Source organism: Brachybacterium sp. P6-10-X1, from assembly GCF_001969445.1.
Classification (GTDB): Bacteria; Actinomycetota; Actinomycetes; order Actinomycetales; family Dermabacteraceae; genus Brachybacterium.
Map to the genome: position 1 here is coordinate 2,881,817 of NZ_CP017297.1, position 20,266 is coordinate 2,902,082.

Consider the following 20,266-nt stretch of genomic DNA (forward strand, 5'->3'; position numbering starts at 1 on the left):
GAGGGGCCCGCCGAGCACAGGTGCTCGGCGGGCCCCTGGTTCCTACGGGTGCAGGACGATCTTGCCGACGTGATTCCTCCTGCTCAGTTCCTCCTGAGCAGCTCCAGCACGCTCCACCGGGAAGGCGTCGGCGATCACCGGGCGAACCTCGGAACGGCGGGCAATGTCCATCAGCAGCTCGAAGTGCTCGGGCGTGTGCATGCTGGAGCCGATCAGCTGGATGTTGTGCAGATAGAGGCGCCGGACGTCGAACGAGACCTCGTGCCCGCCCAGGGCGCCGGCGATGACCCATCGGCCGCCCTCGGCCAGCAGGGGGATCCCCTCGCCGACGAGATCTCCGGCGACGACGTCCAGGACCACGTCGATCCCGTGCGGTGCGAGATCCTGCACCTGGTCGACGACGCTCCGCCCGCGGTCGATGACGTCGTGCGCCCCCGCCTCACGGACGTCCGCCAGCTTCGACCCGCTGCTGACGGCCAGGACCCTCGCACCGCGGGCGCGGACGAGCTGGACCGCGGCCAGGCCGACCCCGCCGGAGGCGCCGGTGATGAGCACGACGTCGTCGGCTCGCACCTGTCCGCGTTCGATCATGCCCAGCGCGGTGCCGTAGGCCGTCGGCAGCGCTGCCAGCTGGTCGTCGGACAGCTCGGAGCCGGTCACGTCGTGGAGACGCTCGAGCGGGGCTGTCACGTACTGGGCATAGCCGCCGTCGCGCTCGCTGCCCATCAGGCCGACGGGGTTCGCGTCGGCCCGAAGGGAGTCGTAGATCGCCGGGTCGATCACGACGCGTCGTCCGATCAGCGCCGGATCACCGTCCCGACCCACCGCGGCGACGACGCCGGCGACGTCGGCTCCCTGGATGCGGGGGAAGTCGATCGCACCTCGCCATCCGGCCGATGCGTCCGGGTCGCCGGGCAGCCCGTAGGAGCCCTCCCGGGTCCACAGGTCGGTGTTGTTCAGCGCCACCGATCGCACCTGCACCAGTGCTTCGCCGGCCGACGGCGTCGGCACGGGCACCTGCGCGATCTCCATCGCCTCGGTGCCGCCGTGCGCGGTGATCCGCACCGCGGTCATCGTGCGGGGAATGGTCATGGGTGGATCTCCCGTTCTCTCGTGCTCGGCTGATCTCGTCCTGGCTCCCGACCGTCGCAGCAGACGGCAGCGGCCGCGCCGTCGACGACGGGCAGATGCGTCGAGCCGCCTCCGCGACGGAGGGCGCGGTAGGTAGACTAGTCTACCTACTGACCGAACGCATCCCCGAACCCTCGTAGGAGGACTCATGTCCAGCAGACCTGGCAGACCTGTCGTCGCCCTCGACATCGGAGGAACACTCCTGGACAGCACCGGCGCCGCGCAGGAGGAAGCGCCCGCCTTGCTCCCCCGGGACGACCTGGAGGCCGACGGGATCGAGTTCGCCGCGACCCTCTCCCCCCTCGCCGAATTCATCGTCGACGCGGCAGGAGAGGAATCATGAGCGCTGTCGCCCCGGCCCGGGACCGGCTGCTGGAGGCCGCGGACGAGCTGTTCTACGCCCACGGCGTCACCGCCACGGGCATCGATGCGATCACCGCCCGCGCCGGGGTCGCCCGCAAGAGCCTGTACAACAACTTCGCCTCGAAGGACGCCCTCGTCACCGCCTACCTCGAGGACCGTCACGGTCAGTGGCTCACCCGGCTCGGCGTCCGACGGGAGGAGGCCACGACCTCTCGCGAGCGCGTGCTCGCCGTGTTCGATGCCTACATCGACCATGCCGAGTCCGAGCACCTGGAGGGCTTCCGCGGCTGCGGGCTGCTGAACGCCGCCGCGGAGCTGCCCGTCGGCTCTCTCGGGCGCGAGACCGTGCGCCGTCACAAGGAGCAGGTGGAGGACCTGCTGTGCGAGCCGCTCGCCGAGACGCGGAGCGAGGTGGACGCACGCGTGCTCGCCGAGCACCTGTCGTATCTGCTGGAAGGTGCCGTCTCCCGGGCCGGCCTGGAGAGCAGCGCGGAGCGTCTGCACCGCGCCCGTCGGATCGCGGAGGCGCTGCTGGCCCCGCAGTGACTCCCGTCACGGACGCCGGAGTGGCCTACGGTGGTCGCATGGAGGCACTTGTGAGCGCCGACGAGCGGCTGGACCTCGCCCAGCGTCTTGCGGCGGCGCTCTCCGCCGCCTGTCCGGGGTCGGAGGGGGCCCTGCGGGGTTCGCTGGCCGCGGGCACTGCCGACGACCCACCACCCGACGCTCCTGCGGTGATGCCGTGGGACCCGTACGAGCACCTGACGTCGAACGAGTCAAGACACCTGTTCTGATGCGACAGCGACCGGACCTCGACGTCGCTGCAGCAGCAGGCGGGACCACACATGCCCGTCGGCACCCCCGCGCGTGACGGGCCGTTGCCGCTCCCCGTTCCCGCCGCCCGCCCACCCCTTGTTCCCTCCTCCTTTGTTGCATCCATTGATGCATGCATTAGGGTGGCCGTGTGGAATCCCTGGACCTGCCCTGGCTCGACGCCTCCTCCCGTCGGCCGCTCGCCGAGCGCATCGCCGCCGCCGTCGCCCGCCGCATCGCCGAGGGGGACATCGATCCCGGCGAGCTGCTCACCGAGGTCGACGTGGCCGCCGAGCAGGGAGCGAGCCGCACTCCGGTCCGCGAGGCGATGCTGAAGCTCTCGACGTGGGGGCTGGTGCGCCTGGTGCCGAAGAAGGGCGCGCTAGTCACGAGCCCCACCGCCCGGGAGCGCCGTGAGCTGCTGTCGGTGCGCTCCATGCTGGAGGGTCATGCGGTGGCCCGCGTCGTCGATGACGAGGAGCTGCGCACGAGCCTGCTCGAGGCGCTGGAGACGACCCTGGCCGCGCAGGCCGACAGCGTCGACCGCCCCGCGGAGTTCGCCGTGCACGACCACGCCTTCCATCTGCGGATCATCCGCCATCAGGGCAACAGCGTCGTCGACGAGATCATCGCCTCGCTCGCCCCGCGGCTGTACCGGCTCAGCCATCTCGCGGTCACCGCCCCGTCGGCCGATCTGACGGCCCTGCACCGCGAGCACGTCGAGCTGACGCAGGCCGTGCGCGGACAGGACGTCGCGGCATTCCGCGAGCTCATCGAGCATCACCTGACCTCCGGTCACGAGCACTACGAGGTCATGCCGTGAGCCGCCGTCCCGTGCCCGCCTGGCTGCGGGTGGCCCCGACCGGATTCGTGCTCGCCTGGGGCGGCAACCACTTCACGCCGCTGCTGCACGTGTACGAGAGCCTCGGCGGCTACGCACCGTGGCAGGCGAACCTGCTGCTGGGCATGTACGTGGTCGGGCTCGTCCCCGGCATGCTGCTCGCCGCGGCGCTCTCGGACCGGCACGGCCGCCGGCCTCTGGCGATCGCGGGACTGATCAGTGCGGCGATCGCGAGCTTGCTGCTGGCGGTCGGGATGGAGAGCTTCCTGGTGCTGTGCTTCGGCCGGGTCCTGGCGGGGGTCGGGGTGGGCGTCGGGATGTCCGTCGGCTCCAGCTGGATCAAGGAGCTCTCGAGCGCTCCGCACGACGTCGCCGCGACGGCGACCGCCGGGGCCCGGCGGTCCTCGCTGACCCTCACCCTCGGCTTCGCGATCGGTGCCGGCGTGACGGGCTCCCTCGCCCAGTGGGGGCCGCTGCCGGGGCAGCTGCCCTACGCCGCTCATCTGCTGCTGTGCCTGCTCGCTGCGGTCGCCTTGGTCACCGCGCCGGAGAGCCTGCCGCGCGAGCTGAGGGCCCGCGGCTCCCTGCGCGATGACCTGCGCGTCCCGTCGGCCGGCCACCCGATCTTCGTGCGCCTCGTGCTGCCGGCCGCCCCCTGGGTGTTCGCCGCCGCGGGCGTCGCCTACGCGATCCTGCCCAGCACCGTCGAGGCGCACCTCGGGGACTCGGCGACGATCTACGCGACCGGCCTGACCGTGCTCACCCTCGGCGTCGGCGCCCTCGCGCAGGGCACCGTCGGGCTGCTGAACCGCCTCACCCGTGGCCGCGCGCTGCTGGTGGGCATGAGCGGGATGACCGTCGGGATGATCCTGGCCGCCGTCGCGAGCAGCCTGGGCAGCCCCGTGGTCGCCGCCGCCGTGGCCGCCCTCCTCGGCGCGTCCTACGGGGTGTGCGTGGTCTCCGGGCTGATCATCGCTCAGTCGCTGGCGACCCCGCGGGATCTGGCCGGGATCACGGGCGTGTACTACTCGCTGTCCTACCTCGGGTTCCTGCTCCCCACGATCCTCGCCGCCCTCACCCCGGTGCTGTCGTACACCGGCGGGCTCACGATCGTCGCCGTGATCTGCGCGCTCTGCCTGAGCACGGTCGGCATCGGACTGCGCCGCCCGCCCCGATCGGCGGCATCGGTCGAGATCGACGCGGCCGACGACGTCCCCGCGGAGGAGCCCTCGGCGGCCGCGGATCTCACCCTCAGCCGCTGACCCTCGCCGCCGTGGCCGGCCCCCGTAGTGTGTGTGCAAACGCATTCCCCGCCCTGCACCGGCCAGGAGGTCACCACCATGAGCAGCCCCGCATCCCTTGAGGTCCCCACCACGACCTTCGCCGACGGCTCCCCGGTCCCGCTGATCGGCTTCGGCACCGGCGGCGCGCAGGGCCCCGCCGGGGTCGAGGTGATCGTCTCCGCGCTGCGCACCGGCTACCGGCTGCTGGACACGGCTGCCCAGTACGGGAACGAGGCAACTGTCGGCGAGGCCGTGCGCCGCAGCGGCGTGGATCCCGCCGACGTGCTCGTGACCACCAAGGTCGCCGGCGGCGATCACGGACGGAAGGCGACCCGCACCGGGATCCTGGAGTCCCTGCGACGACTGGGGATGGAGAGCGTGGGGATCGCGCTGATCCATTGGCCGAACCCCTCGCGCGGGCTGATGGTCGAGACCTGGCGCAGCCTGCTGGACCTGCGGGCCGAAGGCCTCGTCACCCACGCCGGAGTCTCCAACTTCCGGCCCGAGCAGCTCCAGGAGCTGTACGACGAGACCGGGCACTGGCCCGAGATCAACCAGATCCAGCTCTCCCCGGCCCTCCCCCGGCAGGAGCCGGACGCGTTCCACCGCGAGCACGGCATCGTCACCGAGGCGTGGGGCCCGCTCGGCACCCGGGACGGCCTCTCCGAGCAGTTCGCGCTGCGCACGGTCGCCGCGAAGCACGACGTCTCGGTCGCGCAGGTGGCGCTGCGCTGGGCCGTGGACCGGGAGATCGTCGTGATCCCCCGCTCCTCCGATCCGGGCCGGCAGCGCCTGAACCTCGACCTCGCAGCGCTCCATCTCGACGACGAGGACCGCCGTCTCCTGGCGAGCCTGGACCGCGGCGAGGAGAAGGCCTGGGACTCGCGCGAGCACGAGGAGTGGTGAGCCCGCCTTCCGTCAGCCGGTGACGGTGCGCGCGATCGCGTGCATCTCGTCGAGCCGGCCCCACTCGTCGTCGTCCGTGCCGGCGTAGACGTACGAGATCCGGCCCGCGTAGCCGACATCGCGCAGCACGGTGAGCGCACGGGTGAGGTCCTCGGCGTCGAGCACGCCCGGGGCGGATTCGCGAGCCTTGACCTGGGAGCACTCCGCCGTGCCCGCCACGGCGGCGATCTGCTCGTACTTGTCCTCGCCGGTCCAGTTTCCGGTGTCGATGAGCAGACCGACCTCGCCCTCGAGCTGGTCGAGGAGCCACTGCGTGACGTCCGCGTCGATCAGCAGCGACTTCCAGTTCTCGGTGATCACCCGGATGCCCTGGTGCTCCGCCGCGAGGGCGCGGAGCCGACGCGCGCTGAGCGCGATCGTCTCCTCCGACGGCGCCTGGTCCCCGGCGGGCACCCGCACCCGCGGGGCACCGAGCTGCTCGGCGACGTCGATCCAGCCGGACAGCCAGCGCTGCTGCTGTTCGCCGTGCTCGGGATGGAGCACGTCTCCGTCGTCCACCAGGAAGCACTCGAGGTCCACGCCGGCGGTGTCGAAGGCGTCGCGCACCTCGGCGAGGTAGGAGGCCTCGGTGCGGGGCAGGTAGAAGTGGCACAGCTGCGCGCTGGCGAAGCCGTGCTCGGCGAGCCGCCCGGGCAGCTCGAGCAGGTCCAGGCCGCCGCCGGAGGTGTTCTCGGTCAGCACGCCCGACGGCGCCGAACCCGGCGCGACGAAACGCCCCATCGTCCGGAACACGGACCAGGTGTGCAGGGCCTTGGTGGGATCGAGCGTGTGGACCATGGGATCTCCTGTGATCGGGGTGGCGAGGGCGGCGTCGCCATGAGGCACCGGACCATCATGGCGCACCGTCCATTGGTTCCCCCAGCTAGCGTAGGCTCATGACCCCCGACGCGGAGGACTCCGCGAGCGCGACGCCCCAGGACAGGGCCCGAAACGCCGCTCAGGTGCTGGGTACGCAGGAGCTCGCGCACTGCGCTGAGATCCTGACCGGCGAGTTCGACCTCAACGTCGTCGGCGAGATCGAGCAGGTTCCCGCAGTCCTCTCCGCCCTCCGCCACGACGATCCGGCCGTCGTGCGCGCCGCAGTACGAGCGGTCGAACAGATCGAAGTCCGCCTCGACCGGCCGCTCAGCTGACCGCGGTCACCGCCCCGAAACTCCATTGCCCGTCCGGAGCGCCGGACCTACGGTCGATACGTGCACACCGCAGAGGCCACCCGTGCCCGTCGGGCCGGCGCCGAGCTGGCGCGATCACTCGACCTTCCGGTCGACGACGTCGTCGACCTGCACGACTCCAACCGGCTCACCGTGCGCCTGCTGCCCTGCGATCTCGTCGCCCGCATCGGGCGGCTCGAGCAGGGCGGAGCACAGCTCGAGGTCGATCGTGCGCGGCGCCTCGCCGAGGTCGACGCTCCCCTCGTCCCTCTCGATCCGCGCATCCCGCCGCAGGTGCACGTCCGCGACGGCTTCGAGATCACCCTGTGGACCTACTACCCGACATCGCGCCCCGAGCTCCCGCCCGCGGCGTATGCAGACGCCCTCGCGCGCCTGCACGCCGCGATGCGCCGCGCCGACCTCGCGGCGCCGCACGTCTCGACCCGCGTCGACCAGGCGCTCGCGCTCGTCGACGATGCCGAGCGCACCCCGCGCCTCACCGGTGCGGACCGCAGCTTCCTGCGCGCCACTCTGGCCCACCTCGGCGCGGAGATCGACCGCCGCGGCCCCCAGCAGCTCCTGCACGGCGAGCCTCATCCCGGCAACGTGCTCGACACCCCGGAGGGCCCGCTGTTCATCGACCTCGAGACCTGCTGCACGGGCCCGGTCGAGTTCGACCTCGCTCATGCCCCGGCAGCGGTCGCGGCCCACTACCCGGAGATCGACCCCGACCTGCTCGAGGACTGCCGGATCCTCACGAGAGCACTCGCGACCACGTGGCGCTGGGACCGTGAGGACACCCTGCCCGACGGCGAGCTGCTGGCCATCGGCTGGTTGCAGCAGGTGCGCGCCCTCATGGCGCATCGGGGCACAGCCCGTGTGCAGCCGACCCTGACGATCCTCTGCGGCCTGCCCGGCAGCGGGAAGACCACCGCAGCGGACCGGATCATCGAGGCCACCGGCGCCTCGCGCCTGAGCGCCGACGACTGGATGGCCCGCCTCGGCAGCTCCCCGTGGGACGAGGGCCTGCGCGACCGCATCGAGCAGCGGCAATGGCAGATCGGCCAGGAGCTGCTCGCGCAGGGCATGAGCGTCGTCGTCGAGTGGGGCACCTGGGGACGCGCGGAGCGCGAGCGTCTGCGCGTGGAGGCCCGCGCACTCGGCGCCCGCGTCGCACTGCGGTTCCTGGACGCCGACGACGACGAGCTGTTGCGCCGGATCACCTCCCGGGGCGCCGAGGACCCTCCGATCACCCGCGAACAGATCAGGTCCTACCGGGCGCTGCTCCAGGCACCGACGGCCGACGAGCTCGCGCTCTACGACGAACCCGTCATCGGCAGGGAGAACCGACCTCGAACGCGACCATGACGCCATCCGGGACCGTCCTCAGGAAGTCGCGGAACAGCAGGTAATCGGTGAACGTGACCGAATCCCCGGGGACGACGTGCACATGGTTCGTGCGGTGGTCGTCGATGATCCGGTGGAGGAATGCGTGGTCGGGGTCATCGGCGAGGGGTTCTCGCCGCCTGACCGCGCTCGCAGACCCCGGGGTCACCCGCGATCGACGACCCGACCGTCCTTCATGATCATCGCGAAAGCCTCGTCGGGGCGGGCGAGGAGCGAGATGTCCTCGAGGGGGTCGCCGTCGACGAGCACGAGGTCGGCGAGCGCGCCTTCCTCGACCACGCCGAGCGCCCCCGGGTACGGGTTCCTCCTCCCGCACAGCCGCAGCAGCTCCGCATTGCGGAAGGTCGCCTGCTGGAGGGCCTGCGCCGGGGTGTACCAGCGGGTGAGCTTGGCCAGCTGTGCGCCCTGCCGCGTGGCCAGCCTCGCGTCGAAGAGGGTGTCGGTGCCGAATGCGACCTTGATGCCGTGGTCGATGGCGAGCTGGTAGGCACGGTCCGTGCCGGCGACCATCTCCTGCTGCTTGCGCTTGTTGGGCCCCGTCATCGGCACCGCGTCCTCGTCGTCCAGGAAGGGCTGCAGGCACCACCACACGTCGTGCTCGGCCAGGAGCGCGGCGGTCTCCTCGTCGATGAGGTGACCGTGCTCGATGCATCGCACTCCGGCCTCCACCGCCGTCCGGATCGCCCGCGGCGTGTACGCGTGCACGGTCACGTACGTCCCCCAGTTCTCCGCGGCCGAGACCGCCGCCCGCATCTCGGCGACCGTGTACTGTGAGACGTCCAGCGGGTCGTAATGGGAGGCCACACCGCCGCCGGCCATGAGCTTCAGCTGCGAGGCTCCCTGCCGGAGCACCTCCCGGGAGGCGCGCAGCACCTCCGCCTCGCCGTCGGCGATCACGGCCGCCCCGGCCATCTCGCTGTGGCTGAGGTGCCCGGCCACGCCCCGGGGCACCTCGTGCGGCATGCGGAAGTCGCCGTGACCGCCGCTCTGGGAGATGAACGCGCCCGAGGGGAAGATGCGCGGCCCGGGGGTGACGCCCTCATCGATCGCCCGCTTCAGCCCGTGCGTCGGTCCGCCGAGGTCGCGGACCGTCGTGAATCCGCGCTGGAGCGTGTGCCGGGCGCCGACGACGGCCGTGGCGAACAGGTACCCGGCATCGCCCGACAGCACCGCGCTCGGCGCGATCGCCGCGAAGGCGGCATGCCAGTGGGCGTCGATCAGGCCCGGGATCAGGGTCCTTCCCGTCCCGTCGATCACGGACTCCACGGCGGGGTCCGTCGGCCGTGCAGCGGCCGGGGGCCGGAGCGCACGGATCGTGCCCTCGGCGACCTCGACGTCGTACGGTCCGGTGTTCTCCCCCGCTCGGGAGTCGAAGACCGTGACGTTCTCGATCCTGATCATGCCGTTCACCGTGATCTCCCGTCTCGTGACGATGCGCCCGGCACTCTACTCCCGAGTAATGGATCAGGAACCGCCCGCGTCGGCCCCGGACCGGGTAGCCCGTCCCCGGGTCCGCGGCATATTCCCTGGCCTCGTCCCCCTTTGATCTCGCAGGATGAGCGGCATGCAGCTCTGCGATGTGCTCCTCCGCCCGTGCACCGCCGACGACCTCGTCGCGCTGGAGGCCTGGGCGCCCACCGGCAACAGCCGGGTCCATGCGATGAGGTTCGCCCACCAGGAGGCCGGGACCAGCACCTACTTCCTGGCTGTCCGCCGGCAGGAGCCGGGGACCGTCGTCGGGTCCTGTGAGCTCCGCTGGAACGGATGCGCAGCGACCGAGGTGCCCCGATGCCCCGAGGCCAACGGGCTCCAGGTGTGGCCCCCGGACCTCCAGTCCCACGGGATCGGGACGCAGATGCTCGGCCTGCTCGAGCACGAGGCGCGGGAGCGCGGCCATCACACCCTCGGGCTCGGGGTCGGTGATCCGCGGCCGAAGCGGCTCTACCTGCGGCTCGGCTACGTGGACACCGGTCCGGACTACCTCGACCGCTATACGTGGATCGACGAGCACCATCGGGAGCACCACGTCGCCGAGCGGACACGGTGGATGATGAAGCCTCTGACCGGGGGCCGGCTCGAGGCCGGTCGCCTCTGATGCGCGGGATCCTCACCACCGCTCTCGAGGAGGCTGCCCGGGACGATCTCTTGCAGGCTGCTGGGTGCCGGGTGCTGGGTGCCGCGACGGCGCCGTGACCGATGGACTTCCCGGGCCCTGGTGCCCTCCGTGGGACCTCCGTCAGGAGGAACCCGTCCGTGGGGACGTGGTGAAGAGGGTGGCGACATACGACCCCAGAACCGCATAGTGGGGGATGGATCCAGGCGCGCCGAGCGCCGTACGGCGCGGGATCACCCCGTCGGCCACAGGCCTGCACGGACATCGACCCGCCCCCGGACAGGCAAGGAGTCGACATGAGCCCACGACGCCGCGGTCGCCTGCGACTGGATCTCGAGGAGCTGCCGCCCGACCTCGCGGCCGTCCTCGACGCCGCCGTCGCCGGCGAGGAGGTCACGCTGACGCGGTCCGACGCTCCGCTCGGCACCCTCGTCGTCCGCTCCTCGACCCTGGAAGGGGTGGTCCGCGGGACACCCCGAACGGAGGTTCCACGCTCGGTGCCCGAGGGGGCCACCGTGGTCGCGACCGCGATGGAGCTCTCGGAAGGGTCGCGCCAGCGGATCTCCGAGGAGCTCGGCGCGGGCTACATCGTCCTCGACCTCCACGAGGCACCATCCAGTGCCGACGTGCTGCTCGTCCCGCCGATCAGCCCGCAGCTGGTCGGGGCGCTGCGCGGGCAGTTCCCCGACGCGCGACTGCTGGTCACCGAGATCGAGGACGAGGAACTGGGCGTCCACTACGCCGGACCCGTCGGCCGCATGCTCGAGGCGGGCGCCTCCGGCTACCTGCCGCCGCGGCCGGTGGCCGAGCTCGCCGCCACCGTGCACGCCCACCTGGCGCGTCAGGATGCGCTCGCCCTGGAGGCCTCCGCTGCCGTTCACCAGCAGACCGGTGAGGACCGGACCCTCACCGACTGACGACGGGTGGCGGCTCGGGCACCCTGCTCCCGAGCATCGGAACAGACCCGCCGTCTTCGCCCCCGGAGCACGTCCTCGAGCCATGGGTCTGCGACGTGCCCCTGGCCGCGACCTGGAGGATCCCCGACGACGTACGGCGATGGGGGCCGCGTCGTCCCGAGGTCGACACTGCCCAACTGTACAGAAGAGGCTGTACAGTCAGGGCATGCACGAGACCGTCACCCTCAGTCACACCGCGTCCCTCGCCCGCCTGGGCCATGCGCTGTCCGACGAGACCAGAACTCGGGTACTTCTGGCGCTTCGCGAGGCCCCGGCCTTCCCGTCCGACCTCGCCGACGCACTCGACGTCTCCCGGCAGAAGCTGTCCAACCACCTCACGTGCCTCCGCGGATGCGGGCTGGTCGAGGGGGTGAAGGAGGGCCGGAACACCTGGTACCGCCTGAGCGACCCGCACCTCGCCGATGCCCTGAGCGATCTGATGAGGCTCGTGCTGGTCGTCGACCCCGACTGCTGCTCCGGCGAGGACTGCGCCTGCGCATGAGCCGGCCGGAAGCCCAGGTCCCCGCCGTACCGAGCGGTGCGCGCCGATCGGTCCTGCGGAGCCGCATCCGCTGGATCGTCGCCGCGACGATCACCTACAACGTGCTCGAAGCCGTGATCGCCCTGGCCGCAGGGCGGACGGCGTCCTCCGCCGCGCTGATCGGCTTCGGGCTCGATTCGATCGTCGAGGTCCTCTCTGCGGCCGCGGTGGCCTGGCAGTTCGCGGGGCCCGATCCGCACCGCCGGGAGAAGATCGCCCTGAAGGTCATCGCGCTCTCGTTCTTCGCCCTGGCTGCGTTCGTGAGCGTCGATGCGCTGCGCTCGCTGCTCGGGGCCGGTGAGGCAGACCACTCCTCGGCGGGGATCGCCCTGGCCGCGGTGAGCGTCGTGATCATGCCCGCGTTCTCCTGGTTCGAGCGCCGCACCGGGCTCGAGCTGGGGTCGGCCAGCGCCGTCTCCGATTCGAAGCAGACGCTGATCTGCTCCTACCTCTCCGCCGCCGTGCTGCTCGGGCTGCTCGCGAACAGCCTGCTGGGATGGGCCTGGGCCGACGCGGTCGCGGCCCTCGTGATCGCCGTCTTCGCGATCCGCGAGGGCCTCGAGGCCTGGCGCGGGGACGCCTGCAAGCAACCGGTCTCGGCGCTGGTCGGCGAGAGCGAGGAGCACGGAGACTGCTGCTGACGCCGGAGAGATCCTGAGCCAGGAGATCCGACGGGCCCGTCGGAATCGGGACCCTCGGCGCGATGGCTGCCTGCCCCACCAGGCCTCACCCCACGAGCAGGCAGAACGGATGACCCTCCGGGTCGGCCATGACGTACAGCGGCTCCTCGGCAGCGCCCGAACGGTCCATCAGCAGGCGGGCACCGAGGTCCTCGGCGCGCTCGCGCTGGACCTCGAGCTCCTGCTCGTCGGGCACTCGGAAGTCCATGTGCAGCTGCATGGGGATCTCTTCGCTGGGCCAGGTCGAGGGGCGCAGGTCGGGCTTGGCCTGGACGGCGAGGACGCGGCGCTCCGCGGCATCCAGCAGCACGATCCAGTCGGTGTCATCGGGTTCGGGCGGCGGCGGCATGTCATCGCCGGGCCGGCAGTGCAGCCCGAGCAGGGCGCTGTAGAAGTCGGCGAGCGCCCGGGGATCTCGGGCGTCGATCGCGGTGCAGCTGAGCACGGGATACGTCATCGGGGCCTCCTCGCTCCCCTTCCACCGTATCGGAGGCGGATCTTCACCACGGGCGAGGGGTGGCGTCCGGAGGGCATGTCATCGACGATAGGGCCAGGACCCGAGGCCCCGACCACGTCGCGCGGCAGCTCGATCCTCGGGCGCGCCACGTGGACGACAGGAGGAGAGCCATGACGGACGACGGGACGGTCGACCAGGGTGCCGACGAAAGCGTCCTCCCCGGCGGCGGGAGGCCGACGACGGTCGAGGTCGACGGGATCACCCTCGGCATCGAGCACTTCGGCGACCGGACAGCACCGCTGGTGCTGCTCGTCGGAGGGACGACGATGCTCTCCTGGCCCGATGCGCTCTGCGCCGAGCTTGCGCGCGGCGGGCGCCACGTCGTGCGCTACGACCTGCGCGACTGCGGCACATCGACGACTCAGGACCCCGCCGCTCCTGCCTACACGCTGCGCGACCTCGCCGCGGACGCCGCACACCTCGCCCGGTCGCTCGATCGAGGGCCGGTGCATCTGGCGGGCGTCGGCGTGGGCGGGATGGTCGCCCAGGTCGCCGTGCTCGACCACCCCGAGGCGTTCTCGGCCCTCACCCTCGTCGGCACCCGACCCGTCGCCCCGGGGCCGGTCGACGGGGACCTCCCCGACCACGACGCGGCGAAGATGGAGCAGCTGCAGGCACGCCCGATGCCGGACTGGTCCGACCGCACCTCCGTGGCGGGCTATGTCGCCGACGGCGCGAAGATCCTCGGCGACGATCCGCAGGGTGCTCGGGTTCGTGCCGAGCGCATCTGGGACCGCACGCCGAGCACGGATCCAGCGGTGCAGATGGCCAATCAGATGGGCATGACCTTCGCCGCGCTCGACTGCACTCCGCGCTGGCGCGAACGGCTGCCTGACATCGCGCTCCCGGTCCTGGTGGTGCACGGCGCTCGTGACCCGTTCTTCCCCGTCGGCAATGGTCGGCACCTCGCACAGGAGATTCCCGATGCGCGGCTGGTCGTGCTGGATGACGCCTCCACGGCGATCCCGGACGGTGCCACCGAGAGGATCTCCGCCGCGATGCTCGCGCTGTGACGTCGACGTCGCACGTCGCCCTGGTCGGGGCCTGGATCGACCCTTCCGACACTCGAGGCATCTCCACCCGCGGTCGGACCCGCACCATCCCCCGGGATGATCCGGCGGGCCGGCCGGTGTTCCTAGGCTGAGGACATCCGCCCGGCGCACCGGACGGGACATCCCTGAGACGAAGGAACCCCCGTGACCACCTACGGCACCACCACCCACCACGGCACCGGCAAAGGCACCGCCAGCCTGATCCTCGGCATCTGCTCCCTCCTGGCCGGATGGGTGCTGATCGCCCCCGCGATCGGTCTGATCCTCGGCATCATGTCGCTCGGCAGCGAACCGGCCGCCCGCGGCCGCGCGGGATGGGGCATCGTCCTGAGCGTCCTGGCGATGGTCGGCTGGATCATCGCGTTCGCCCTCCTCGCCGTGACCGGGGTCGGGCTGACGTTCCTGAACGGGGACCTCGGCACTCTCCTCGGCGGCTGACGCCCTCGGCAGCTGACGCCTCGCCGGCCGACGGCCCGTCAGCCGGCGCGCCCTCAGCCGACGGGCCCCTCGAGGATCGTCAGCTCATCGGCCACGCGGAAGCCGAATGCCCTGTTCAGCGCGAGCATCGCGGTGTTGTCGGGGGCGGTGTACGTCTGGACCCATCGGGCGCCGCGCGCCTCCTCGACGGTGCTGAGGTTCTCCAGGTTCGCGAGCTTCAGGGCGCGGCCCACGCCGTGGCCCCGGTGGCCGCGGTCCACCAGGGTGTCGTCCTGGGTGATGATCTCCGGGTCGTGACGGGAGACGAACAGCTCCGTGTACCCGACCCCCACCCCGTCCAGGCGGGCGAGGCTGCGCACCAGGACCCAGCCCTGGTCCGCCATCCGCTGCTCCCCGCGACGCACGCTGTCCACGTCGCTGCGCGTGGCCGGGCGGGTGAGGTCCCCCATCGGCACGTCCTCCTCCATCTGGGTGGTCAGTCGGGCCCACTCCTCGATCACGTCCTCCGGGCAGGCACCGGTCCACGACCGCACCTGCACGTCCGGGGCCGACGGGGCACGTTCCGGTCGCGCATGATGCGCCCACAGGGCCTCCAGATCCACGGGCAGGTCGAGCAGGAGCCGGTGCTCCTGGTGGCCCGCCTGCAGCCCGAGGGAGGTGGCGAAAGCGACCCCGGTCTCGGAGTACGTCTCGGCCTGCAGGATCTTCGCGGCGCCGCGGAGCCGTTCGCGCACCGCTGTGGCCAGCGCGGTGCCGATGCCCTGCCGGCGCTGCTGCGGCAGCACGGAGATCTCCACGTCGGCCGCCTCACCGGGGTCGACGTCGGCCCCGGCGGCGCCGACCGGCCGTCCGTCGAGGGTGGCGGCCAGCAGCACGGAGGTGCGGCCGGGCTTGGGATCCCCGTACTGGGCCAGCGCGGTCTCGTCGCTCGCCCACCAGGCGGCCTCGCGCCCGGCGTTGAATCCCTCCCCGAGCAGGGCGTTCCACGCCAGAAGATCGCTCTGGCGGGTCGGGTCGACGTCGGTGATGCGCAGATCGCTCATGGGGCCATCGGACCATGTGGGGGCCTGCGCGCTCCACCGGTTTTCGATGCGGGCGGGCCGGGAGCGGGCATCGAGCGCCCCCGGATCTGCCCCGGAGCGGTTCCGTTCGTCGGCCCTCCGGCTTACGCTCACCTCGAGCGCACGGCATCGTGCCGGCGCCGACGTCGAGGAGGACGCCATGCCCGCAGCCCTGCACCCCTATCTCAACTTCGACGGCAACGCCCGCGAAGCGTTCGAGTTCTACGGTCGCGCCCTCGGGGCGACCCCGCAGTTCGCCACCTTCGGCGAGTTCCAGGCCGTGCCGGAGGGCGATCCCTCGGCCGACAAGATCATGCACGGCTCCCTCGAGGTCACCGACCTCATCCGCCTGTACGTCTCCGACGTCATCGAAGGTATGGGCGCCTACGTGCCCGGCACCAACGTGACCCTCTCGCTCATGGGCGACGACGAGCCCGTGCTGCGCAGCGCCTTCGAGAAGCTCTCCGAGGGCGGGTCCATCACCATGCCGCTGGAGAAGCAGATGTGGGGCGACGTCTACGGCGCCTTCACCGACCGCTTCGGGATCGTGTGGCAGGTGAACATCAGCCAGGGCGAGCAGGGCTGAGCTCCGCGGCCGTGCGGCTGCGTGTGGAGGTCACCCGGCCAGCCGCACGGCCTCCCGCGCCGCAGACGGGACGAGCTGGGCGAGCGCGAGCTCGCGCCGGCAGGCATCCTGCGGCGTCTCACCGGGTTCGATCCCGCCGCCGGGCAGGACGCTGTATTCGCGACCATCCCGACGTCGGCGAATCACCAGGAGATGACCCTGTTCGATCACGACGGCGACGGCACGGATCCGCATGATCTCAGCGCGCCGTCTCGAGCTCGTCGGTCCGCTCGTCGTGGTCCCCCGGTCGGGCCGCGGTCGCCGGCGCGATCACGGCGGCCAGCAGCACCACCGCCAGCGGTACCACGAGGGCGCCGCGCAGTCCGATCTCCTCGCCGAGGAAGCCCAACGTGGGTGGCCCGACGAGGAAGGCGAGGTAGCCGATCGTCGAGGCCAGCGCGACCCGGGCGGCGGGGTTCCCTCCCGAGTCGCCGGCCGCCGACAGCGCCAGCGGGAAGCCGAGCGAGGCGCCGAGCCCCCACAGCACCACGGCGGCCACGGCCGTCGGCCGGCTGTCGACGAACGAGATCAGCGCGAGCCCGGTGGCGGCGAACAGGGCGCTGACCATGAGCACACGGGAGCGGCCCACGCGAGCGACGATCGGCCCGCCGGCGAAGCGACCGGCGGTCATGGAGGCGGCGAAGATCGCGAAGACGGTCGAGCCCATGGTCGCGCCGAAGCCGTGCCCGTCGACCATGACCAGCGGCAGCCAGTCATTGGCGGTGCCCTCGGCCAGCGCCATCGCGAGCACGATGCAGCCGATCAGCACCAGGCGGGCGTCCTTCCAGATCGCCGGGCGCGGGGTCGCGGCCTGCTCGGCGCGCTCCTGGGACGGGACCAGCCCCGTTCCCGCGGGAACGGATCGCATCGCCCAGACCAGCAGCGCCGCTCCGACCACGCCGGTCAGCGTCAGATGGGCGAGGACCGGGAAGCTCACGGCGTTGGCGAGGATGCCCAGGCCCGCCCCGATCACCGTGCCGAGGCTGAAGCAGCCGTGCAGAGCGGGCAGGAAGGGCCGCCCGCCGATCGTCTCGACGTCGGCCCCCTCGACGTTCATGGCGACCTCGCCGCCGCCCATGCCGGCGCCGAACATCGCCAGGCCGGCGGCGGTGAGCAGCGGCATCCCCGCGGCGGCTCCGAGGGCGACCGTCGGCATCGCGACCACGATCAGGGCCGAGCCCACGGCGACGACCGGTCGGGTCCCCCGTCTCATGACCAGCGGCCCGGACGAGAGGATCCCGATCATCGAGCCGACCGAGAGTCCGAACAGGACCAGCCCCATCTGCGCCGTGGAGGCCCCGAGCAGGTCGCGCACCGCCGGTGTGCGCGTGACCCAGGCGGACATGCTCAGGCCCGGCAGCAGGAACAGGGCGTACAGCGCCCAGCGGCGCGCGCGCAGAGAGATGGGCACGGGGGCTCCTCGAGGTCGGCGGGAGGGGCCGCAAGCATGGGTCAGCCGGGGCGGCGGGGAGCCGGCGCGCTGGTGAGCGCGCCGTACTCGGTCACGGTACGCCTGATCGTGGGACCGGGGCACCGAGCGTGTCCCCCCCCCCGACTCCATAAGGGGCGTAGATTGCCCGCATGCGCTCCGTCCCCCTGACCCTCGATCTGGTGCCCGGCCTCGCCGAGCTCGAACCGACGCCCCGCGGGCTGCGCACCCACCGTCTGCCCGCCTGGACGCGCGCCCAGCTCCCGGATCCGCAGCTGCTGGCGATGGAGCAGCAACCTTCGGGCGCCCGCATCGCGGTGCGCACCAGCGCACCGGATCTCGAGCTCGAGCTGCACACCACCCGGATCTCCTATCTCGGGGCGGAACGACCGCGGGGCCGCGTCGATGTGGTGATCGACGGAGAGCTCGTGCTGAGCGACCCCCTCACAGGCGGGGACGCCCTCGAGGTCGACATGAGCACGGGCGAGACCACGCCACGACCGGGCCCGGCCCACCGCACGGTCCTGTCCGGCCTCGGTACGTCGAGCACGGAGATCGAGTTCTGGCTCCCCCACAACGAGGGGGTGGAGCTGGTGGCGCTCCGCGCCGACGCGCCCGTCCTTCGCCCCGAGACGGACGCCCGACCGGCCTGGGTCCACTACGGCAGCTCCATCAGCCAGGGGTCCAACGCGGCGTCGCCCACGCAGATCTGGCCTGTGATCGCCGCCCGCGCCGCCGGCCTGCGCCTGCGGAACCTGGGGTTGGGCGGCAGCGCACTGGTGGACCCGTTCGTGGCCCGCACCATCCGCGACACCCCGGCGGACGTCATCTCGCTGAAGCTCGGCATCAACATCGTGAACCTCGACGGCTTCCGGCGGCGCACCCTCGTGCCCGCCGTCCACGGATTCCTCGACACCATCCGGGACGGCCACCCGGAAACCCCGGTCCACCTGGTCACGCCGCTGTTCTGCGGCATCCACGAGCACACCCCCGGCCCCGGGACCGTCGACCCCTCCTCGCTCGGAGCCGGCCAGGTGCGCTTCGCCGCCTCCGGCACCGAGGGTGACACCGAGCTGGGCCGCCTGACGCTGACGGTGATCCGGGAAGCGCTCGAGGAGGTCGTCGGCCGACGGGACGACGAGAACCTGCACCTCGTCGACGGTCTCGCGCTGTACGGCGAGGCCGACGCCGTCGAGCACCCGCTGCCCGACGCCCTGCACCCGGACACCGCGACCCATCGGCTCATCGGTGAGCGCTTCGCGGCCCGAGTGTTCGGGGTGGGAGCGTGAAGCCGTCCGGGAGGCTCCGGGGTCAGCGGAAGGACTTCTTGAAGTAGGTCGCCGAGTCCTCGAAGCCGATCGACCGGTAGAAGCCATCGGCCCGACGAGTTGCGACCGCCATGTATGCGACGTCGGAGTGCTCCCGCGCCCACTGCTCCGCCGCGGACATCAGGGCGCGGCCGCTGCCGCTGCCTCGTCGGTCTGGGCGCACCATCAGCTCCTCCACCCATCCGATGGCCCCATCGGCGTGGAACGCCTCGTGGGTGAGCACGTGGACGTAGCCGGTCACCGTGCCGTCGGCGTCCGCGACCAGGACGGTCGCGGGGGGGGCGGCGAGGATCCCCCGCAGGATCTCGCGGAAGCGATCTCGCGTGGGTCGGTAGGAGGTGGCGAGCGCCGAGGCCAGCGGCCAGAGTTCCGACTCGTCCTCGCTCCTCGCCGCACGGATCCGGGGTGTCGTCGCGCTCATGGCCGGGACCGTATCGCACCTCCCCGTCCCAGGATCGCGGCGCGTTCCTCTCCCTCGGGTGCCACGATGCAGGGGTGGCCGATGAACAACTGCTGACGATCAGCACCTTCGCCCGGGCGGTGGGGATCCCGGCCAGCGCACTGCGCCACTACGCCGCACAGCACATCCTCAGGCCGGCTGAGGTGAACCGCTTCACCGGCTACCGGTATTACTCGCCCGCGCAGATCGACGACGGAATCCTGGTGCGGCAGATGCGGTCCGCCGACGTCCCGCTTCCCGTGATGCGCGGCGTGCTGACCGGGACGTCGCGCGAGGCATCGACCCTCCTCACCGAGATGCTCGCGGAGCACGGCACCACGTCCCGGCGCCGGGAGGAGGAGCTGCGTGCGCTGCGGACACGACTCTCGGCCCCCACGACCGGCTCGTCCCTGGTGACGGTCGCCGGCACCGCCCTCGCCGACGCCATCACGCAGGTCGTCACCGCGACGTCGAACGCCGCACACGATGTGGCCGGCCTCGTATGGACCTTCGACCGCCAGGGTCTTGAGCTGGTGGCGACCGATCGCTACTGGCTCGCCCACCGACGGATCACGGCCCCGACCGACGGGAGAGAGGCCCGGGCGATCACCACCTCGGAGGAGTCGCTCGCTCTCGCCCGCGTCTGTGCGCGCCAGGGCGACGTCCGGATCGACCTGGCCGAGGGGGAGCTGACGATCTCCACCGATGACGGTCGGCACCTCACGGGGTGCGGCACTCTCGAGCGGTCGGTCCCCGACCTCGGTCTGCTGGTCTCCTCGCAGCCCGCCGCTCGGTTCGCCGTGGGTTTCGAACGTGCCGAACTGTCCGACCACGTGGCCCGTGGCGAGAGCGTGACCCCGCTGCGGCTGGTGATCGACGGGGAGGTCGCGACCCTGCAGGCGGGCTGGGCCCTCCGCGGGTGGGCGTCCCGGCGCCCGGACGACACGGAGCGCTCCGAGGTCCTGCTGCAGACAGCCCTCCTCGCCGCGGCGGTCGCCGCCTGCCCCGGCCCGGACGTCGTGCTGTCCGTGGTCGACGGCAGCACCCCCCTCCGAGTGAGCTCACCGGTGCAGGACACGTTCACCGCACTGGTGATGCCGATGCGGCCTTGACCTTCACGTCGCTCGAACCT

Annotated in this window: 25 protein-coding genes; 17 read left to right on the forward strand and 8 right to left on the reverse strand. The window is 72.0% G+C overall.

Annotated elements, in window-relative coordinates; all coding sequences use genetic code 11:
* Positions 1–42: 42 nt before the first annotated feature.
* On the reverse strand, positions 43–1,092 hold the full coding sequence (locus BH708_RS12990) for a zinc-binding dehydrogenase (RefSeq protein ID WP_076809270.1): 1,050 nt from the start codon (positions 1,090–1,092) through the stop codon (positions 43–45).
* Between the two features lie 187 nt (positions 1,093–1,279).
* On the opposite strand from BH708_RS12990, the gene BH708_RS12995 reads away from it, so the two are divergent.
* The 6 genes from BH708_RS12995 (at position 1,280) to BH708_RS13020 (ending at position 5,337) form a co-directional block, all read left to right on the forward strand.
* Positions 1,280–1,474: a hypothetical protein gene (locus BH708_RS12995; RefSeq protein WP_076809272.1), complete on the forward strand. Its 195-nt coding sequence runs from the start codon at positions 1,280–1,282 to the stop codon at positions 1,472–1,474.
* Complete coding sequence (locus BH708_RS13000) at positions 1,471–2,040, forward strand: TetR/AcrR family transcriptional regulator (protein ID WP_076809274.1); 570 nt, start codon at positions 1,471–1,473, stop codon at positions 2,038–2,040. The genes BH708_RS12995 and BH708_RS13000 overlap by 4 nt, the downstream gene beginning before the upstream one ends.
* A 50-nt stretch (positions 2,041–2,090) precedes the next feature.
* Positions 2,091–2,288, forward strand: a complete 198-nt coding sequence (locus tag BH708_RS13005; RefSeq protein ID WP_076809276.1) for a hypothetical protein — start codon at positions 2,091–2,093, stop codon at positions 2,286–2,288.
* 170 nt (positions 2,289–2,458) lie between these two features.
* Positions 2,459–3,130: a GntR family transcriptional regulator gene (locus BH708_RS13010; RefSeq protein ID WP_076809278.1), complete on the forward strand. Its 672-nt coding sequence runs from the start codon at positions 2,459–2,461 to the stop codon at positions 3,128–3,130.
* Positions 3,127–4,410: an MFS transporter gene (locus BH708_RS13015; protein ID WP_076809280.1), complete on the forward strand. Its 1,284-nt coding sequence runs from the start codon at positions 3,127–3,129 to the stop codon at positions 4,408–4,410. The genes BH708_RS13010 and BH708_RS13015 overlap by 4 nt, the downstream gene beginning before the upstream one ends.
* A 78-nt stretch (positions 4,411–4,488) precedes the next feature.
* A complete protein-coding gene (locus BH708_RS13020) occupies positions 4,489–5,337 on the forward strand; it encodes an aldo/keto reductase (RefSeq protein WP_076809282.1) in 849 nt (282 codons plus the stop codon).
* A gap of 12 nt (positions 5,338–5,349) precedes the next feature.
* On the opposite strand, the gene BH708_RS13025 is transcribed toward BH708_RS13020, so the two are convergent.
* Positions 5,350–6,174, reverse strand: a complete 825-nt coding sequence (locus BH708_RS13025; RefSeq protein WP_076809285.1) for a sugar phosphate isomerase/epimerase — start codon at positions 6,172–6,174, stop codon at positions 5,350–5,352.
* A 98-nt stretch (positions 6,175–6,272) separates the two neighbouring features.
* On the opposite strand from BH708_RS13025, the gene BH708_RS13030 reads away from it, so the two are divergent.
* Entirely contained in the window at positions 6,273–6,530 is a 258-nt protein-coding gene (locus BH708_RS13030) for a hypothetical protein (RefSeq protein ID WP_076809287.1), read from the forward strand.
* Between the two features lie 60 nt (positions 6,531–6,590).
* On the forward strand, positions 6,591–7,916 hold the full coding sequence (locus tag BH708_RS20150) for an AAA family ATPase (protein ID WP_076809290.1): 1,326 nt from the start codon (positions 6,591–6,593) through the stop codon (positions 7,914–7,916).
* A gap of 183 nt (positions 7,917–8,099) precedes the next feature.
* Here BH708_RS20150 and BH708_RS13045 read toward each other — a convergent pair whose 3' ends face one another.
* A complete protein-coding gene (locus tag BH708_RS13045) occupies positions 8,100–9,356 on the reverse strand; it encodes an amidohydrolase family protein (RefSeq protein ID WP_076811264.1) in 1,257 nt (418 codons plus the stop codon).
* Between the two features lie 163 nt (positions 9,357–9,519).
* Between BH708_RS13045 and BH708_RS13050 the strand changes: the two genes are divergently transcribed.
* The 4 genes from BH708_RS13050 to BH708_RS13065 all read left to right on the forward strand — a co-directional run bounded on the left by BH708_RS13050 (position 9,520) and on the right by BH708_RS13065 (position 12,206).
* Positions 9,520–10,050: a GNAT family N-acetyltransferase gene (locus tag BH708_RS13050; RefSeq protein WP_172805760.1), complete on the forward strand. Its 531-nt coding sequence runs from the start codon at positions 9,520–9,522 to the stop codon at positions 10,048–10,050.
* Positions 10,051–10,364: 314 nt separating this feature from the next.
* The gene (locus tag BH708_RS13055; protein ID WP_076809294.1) at positions 10,365–10,985 is read left to right on the forward strand and encodes a hypothetical protein; all 621 of its coding nucleotides are present in this window, start codon (positions 10,365–10,367) and stop codon (positions 10,983–10,985) included.
* A gap of 205 nt (positions 10,986–11,190) precedes the next feature.
* On the forward strand, positions 11,191–11,526 hold the full coding sequence (locus tag BH708_RS13060; protein ID WP_076809296.1) for a helix-turn-helix transcriptional regulator: 336 nt from the start codon (positions 11,191–11,193) through the stop codon (positions 11,524–11,526).
* Positions 11,523–12,206, forward strand: coding sequence for a cation transporter (locus tag BH708_RS13065; protein ID WP_076809298.1), 684 nt, complete (start codon positions 11,523–11,525; stop codon positions 12,204–12,206). The genes BH708_RS13060 and BH708_RS13065 overlap by 4 nt, the downstream gene beginning before the upstream one ends.
* Positions 12,207–12,291: 85 nt before the next feature.
* Here the strand turns inward: BH708_RS13065 and BH708_RS13070 are convergent, their stop codons facing one another.
* Complete coding sequence (locus BH708_RS13070; RefSeq protein WP_076809301.1) at positions 12,292–12,702, reverse strand: VOC family protein; 411 nt, start codon at positions 12,700–12,702, stop codon at positions 12,292–12,294.
* 170 nt (positions 12,703–12,872) lie between these two features.
* Here BH708_RS13070 and BH708_RS13075 point away from each other — a divergent pair, with 170 nt between their 5' ends.
* Together BH708_RS13075 and BH708_RS13080 are read left to right on the forward strand one after the other, a co-directional pair.
* Positions 12,873–13,775 (forward strand): alpha/beta fold hydrolase, encoded by a 903-nt coding sequence (locus BH708_RS13075; RefSeq protein WP_083713574.1) that lies wholly within the window; start codon positions 12,873–12,875, stop codon positions 13,773–13,775.
* A 183-nt stretch (positions 13,776–13,958) separates the two neighbouring features.
* Positions 13,959–14,252: a hypothetical protein gene (locus tag BH708_RS13080; protein ID WP_076809303.1), complete on the forward strand. Its 294-nt coding sequence runs from the start codon at positions 13,959–13,961 to the stop codon at positions 14,250–14,252.
* Between the two features lie 53 nt (positions 14,253–14,305).
* Here the strand turns inward: BH708_RS13080 and BH708_RS13085 are convergent, their stop codons facing one another.
* Positions 14,306–15,295, reverse strand: a complete 990-nt coding sequence (locus BH708_RS13085) for a GNAT family N-acetyltransferase (protein ID WP_076809305.1) — start codon at positions 15,293–15,295, stop codon at positions 14,306–14,308.
* A gap of 178 nt (positions 15,296–15,473) precedes the next feature.
* Here BH708_RS13085 and BH708_RS13090 point away from each other — a divergent pair, with 178 nt between their 5' ends.
* The gene (locus tag BH708_RS13090; protein ID WP_076809306.1) at positions 15,474–15,899 is read left to right on the forward strand and encodes a VOC family protein; all 426 of its coding nucleotides are present in this window, start codon (positions 15,474–15,476) and stop codon (positions 15,897–15,899) included.
* Between the two features lie 30 nt (positions 15,900–15,929).
* Here BH708_RS13090 and BH708_RS13095 read toward each other — a convergent pair whose 3' ends face one another.
* Positions 15,930–16,133, reverse strand: a complete 204-nt coding sequence (locus BH708_RS13095) for an NUDIX domain-containing protein (protein WP_076809307.1) — start codon at positions 16,131–16,133, stop codon at positions 15,930–15,932.
* Between the two features lie 4 nt (positions 16,134–16,137).
* Positions 16,138–17,349, reverse strand: a complete 1,212-nt coding sequence (locus tag BH708_RS13100) for an MFS transporter (protein WP_076809309.1) — start codon at positions 17,347–17,349, stop codon at positions 16,138–16,140.
* A 170-nt stretch (positions 17,350–17,519) separates the two neighbouring features.
* On the opposite strand from BH708_RS13100, the gene BH708_RS13105 reads away from it, so the two are divergent.
* Positions 17,520–18,656: an SGNH/GDSL hydrolase family protein gene (locus BH708_RS13105; RefSeq protein ID WP_076809311.1), complete on the forward strand. Its 1,137-nt coding sequence runs from the start codon at positions 17,520–17,522 to the stop codon at positions 18,654–18,656.
* Between the two features lie 22 nt (positions 18,657–18,678).
* Here BH708_RS13105 and BH708_RS13110 read toward each other — a convergent pair whose 3' ends face one another.
* Entirely contained in the window at positions 18,679–19,116 is a 438-nt protein-coding gene (locus tag BH708_RS13110; protein ID WP_076809313.1) for a GNAT family N-acetyltransferase, read from the reverse strand.
* A 74-nt stretch (positions 19,117–19,190) separates the two neighbouring features.
* Between BH708_RS13110 and BH708_RS13115 the strand changes: the two genes are divergently transcribed.
* Entirely contained in the window at positions 19,191–20,246 is a 1,056-nt protein-coding gene (locus BH708_RS13115; RefSeq protein ID WP_076809315.1) for a MerR family transcriptional regulator, read from the forward strand.
* Positions 20,247–20,266 lie beyond the last annotated feature (20 nt).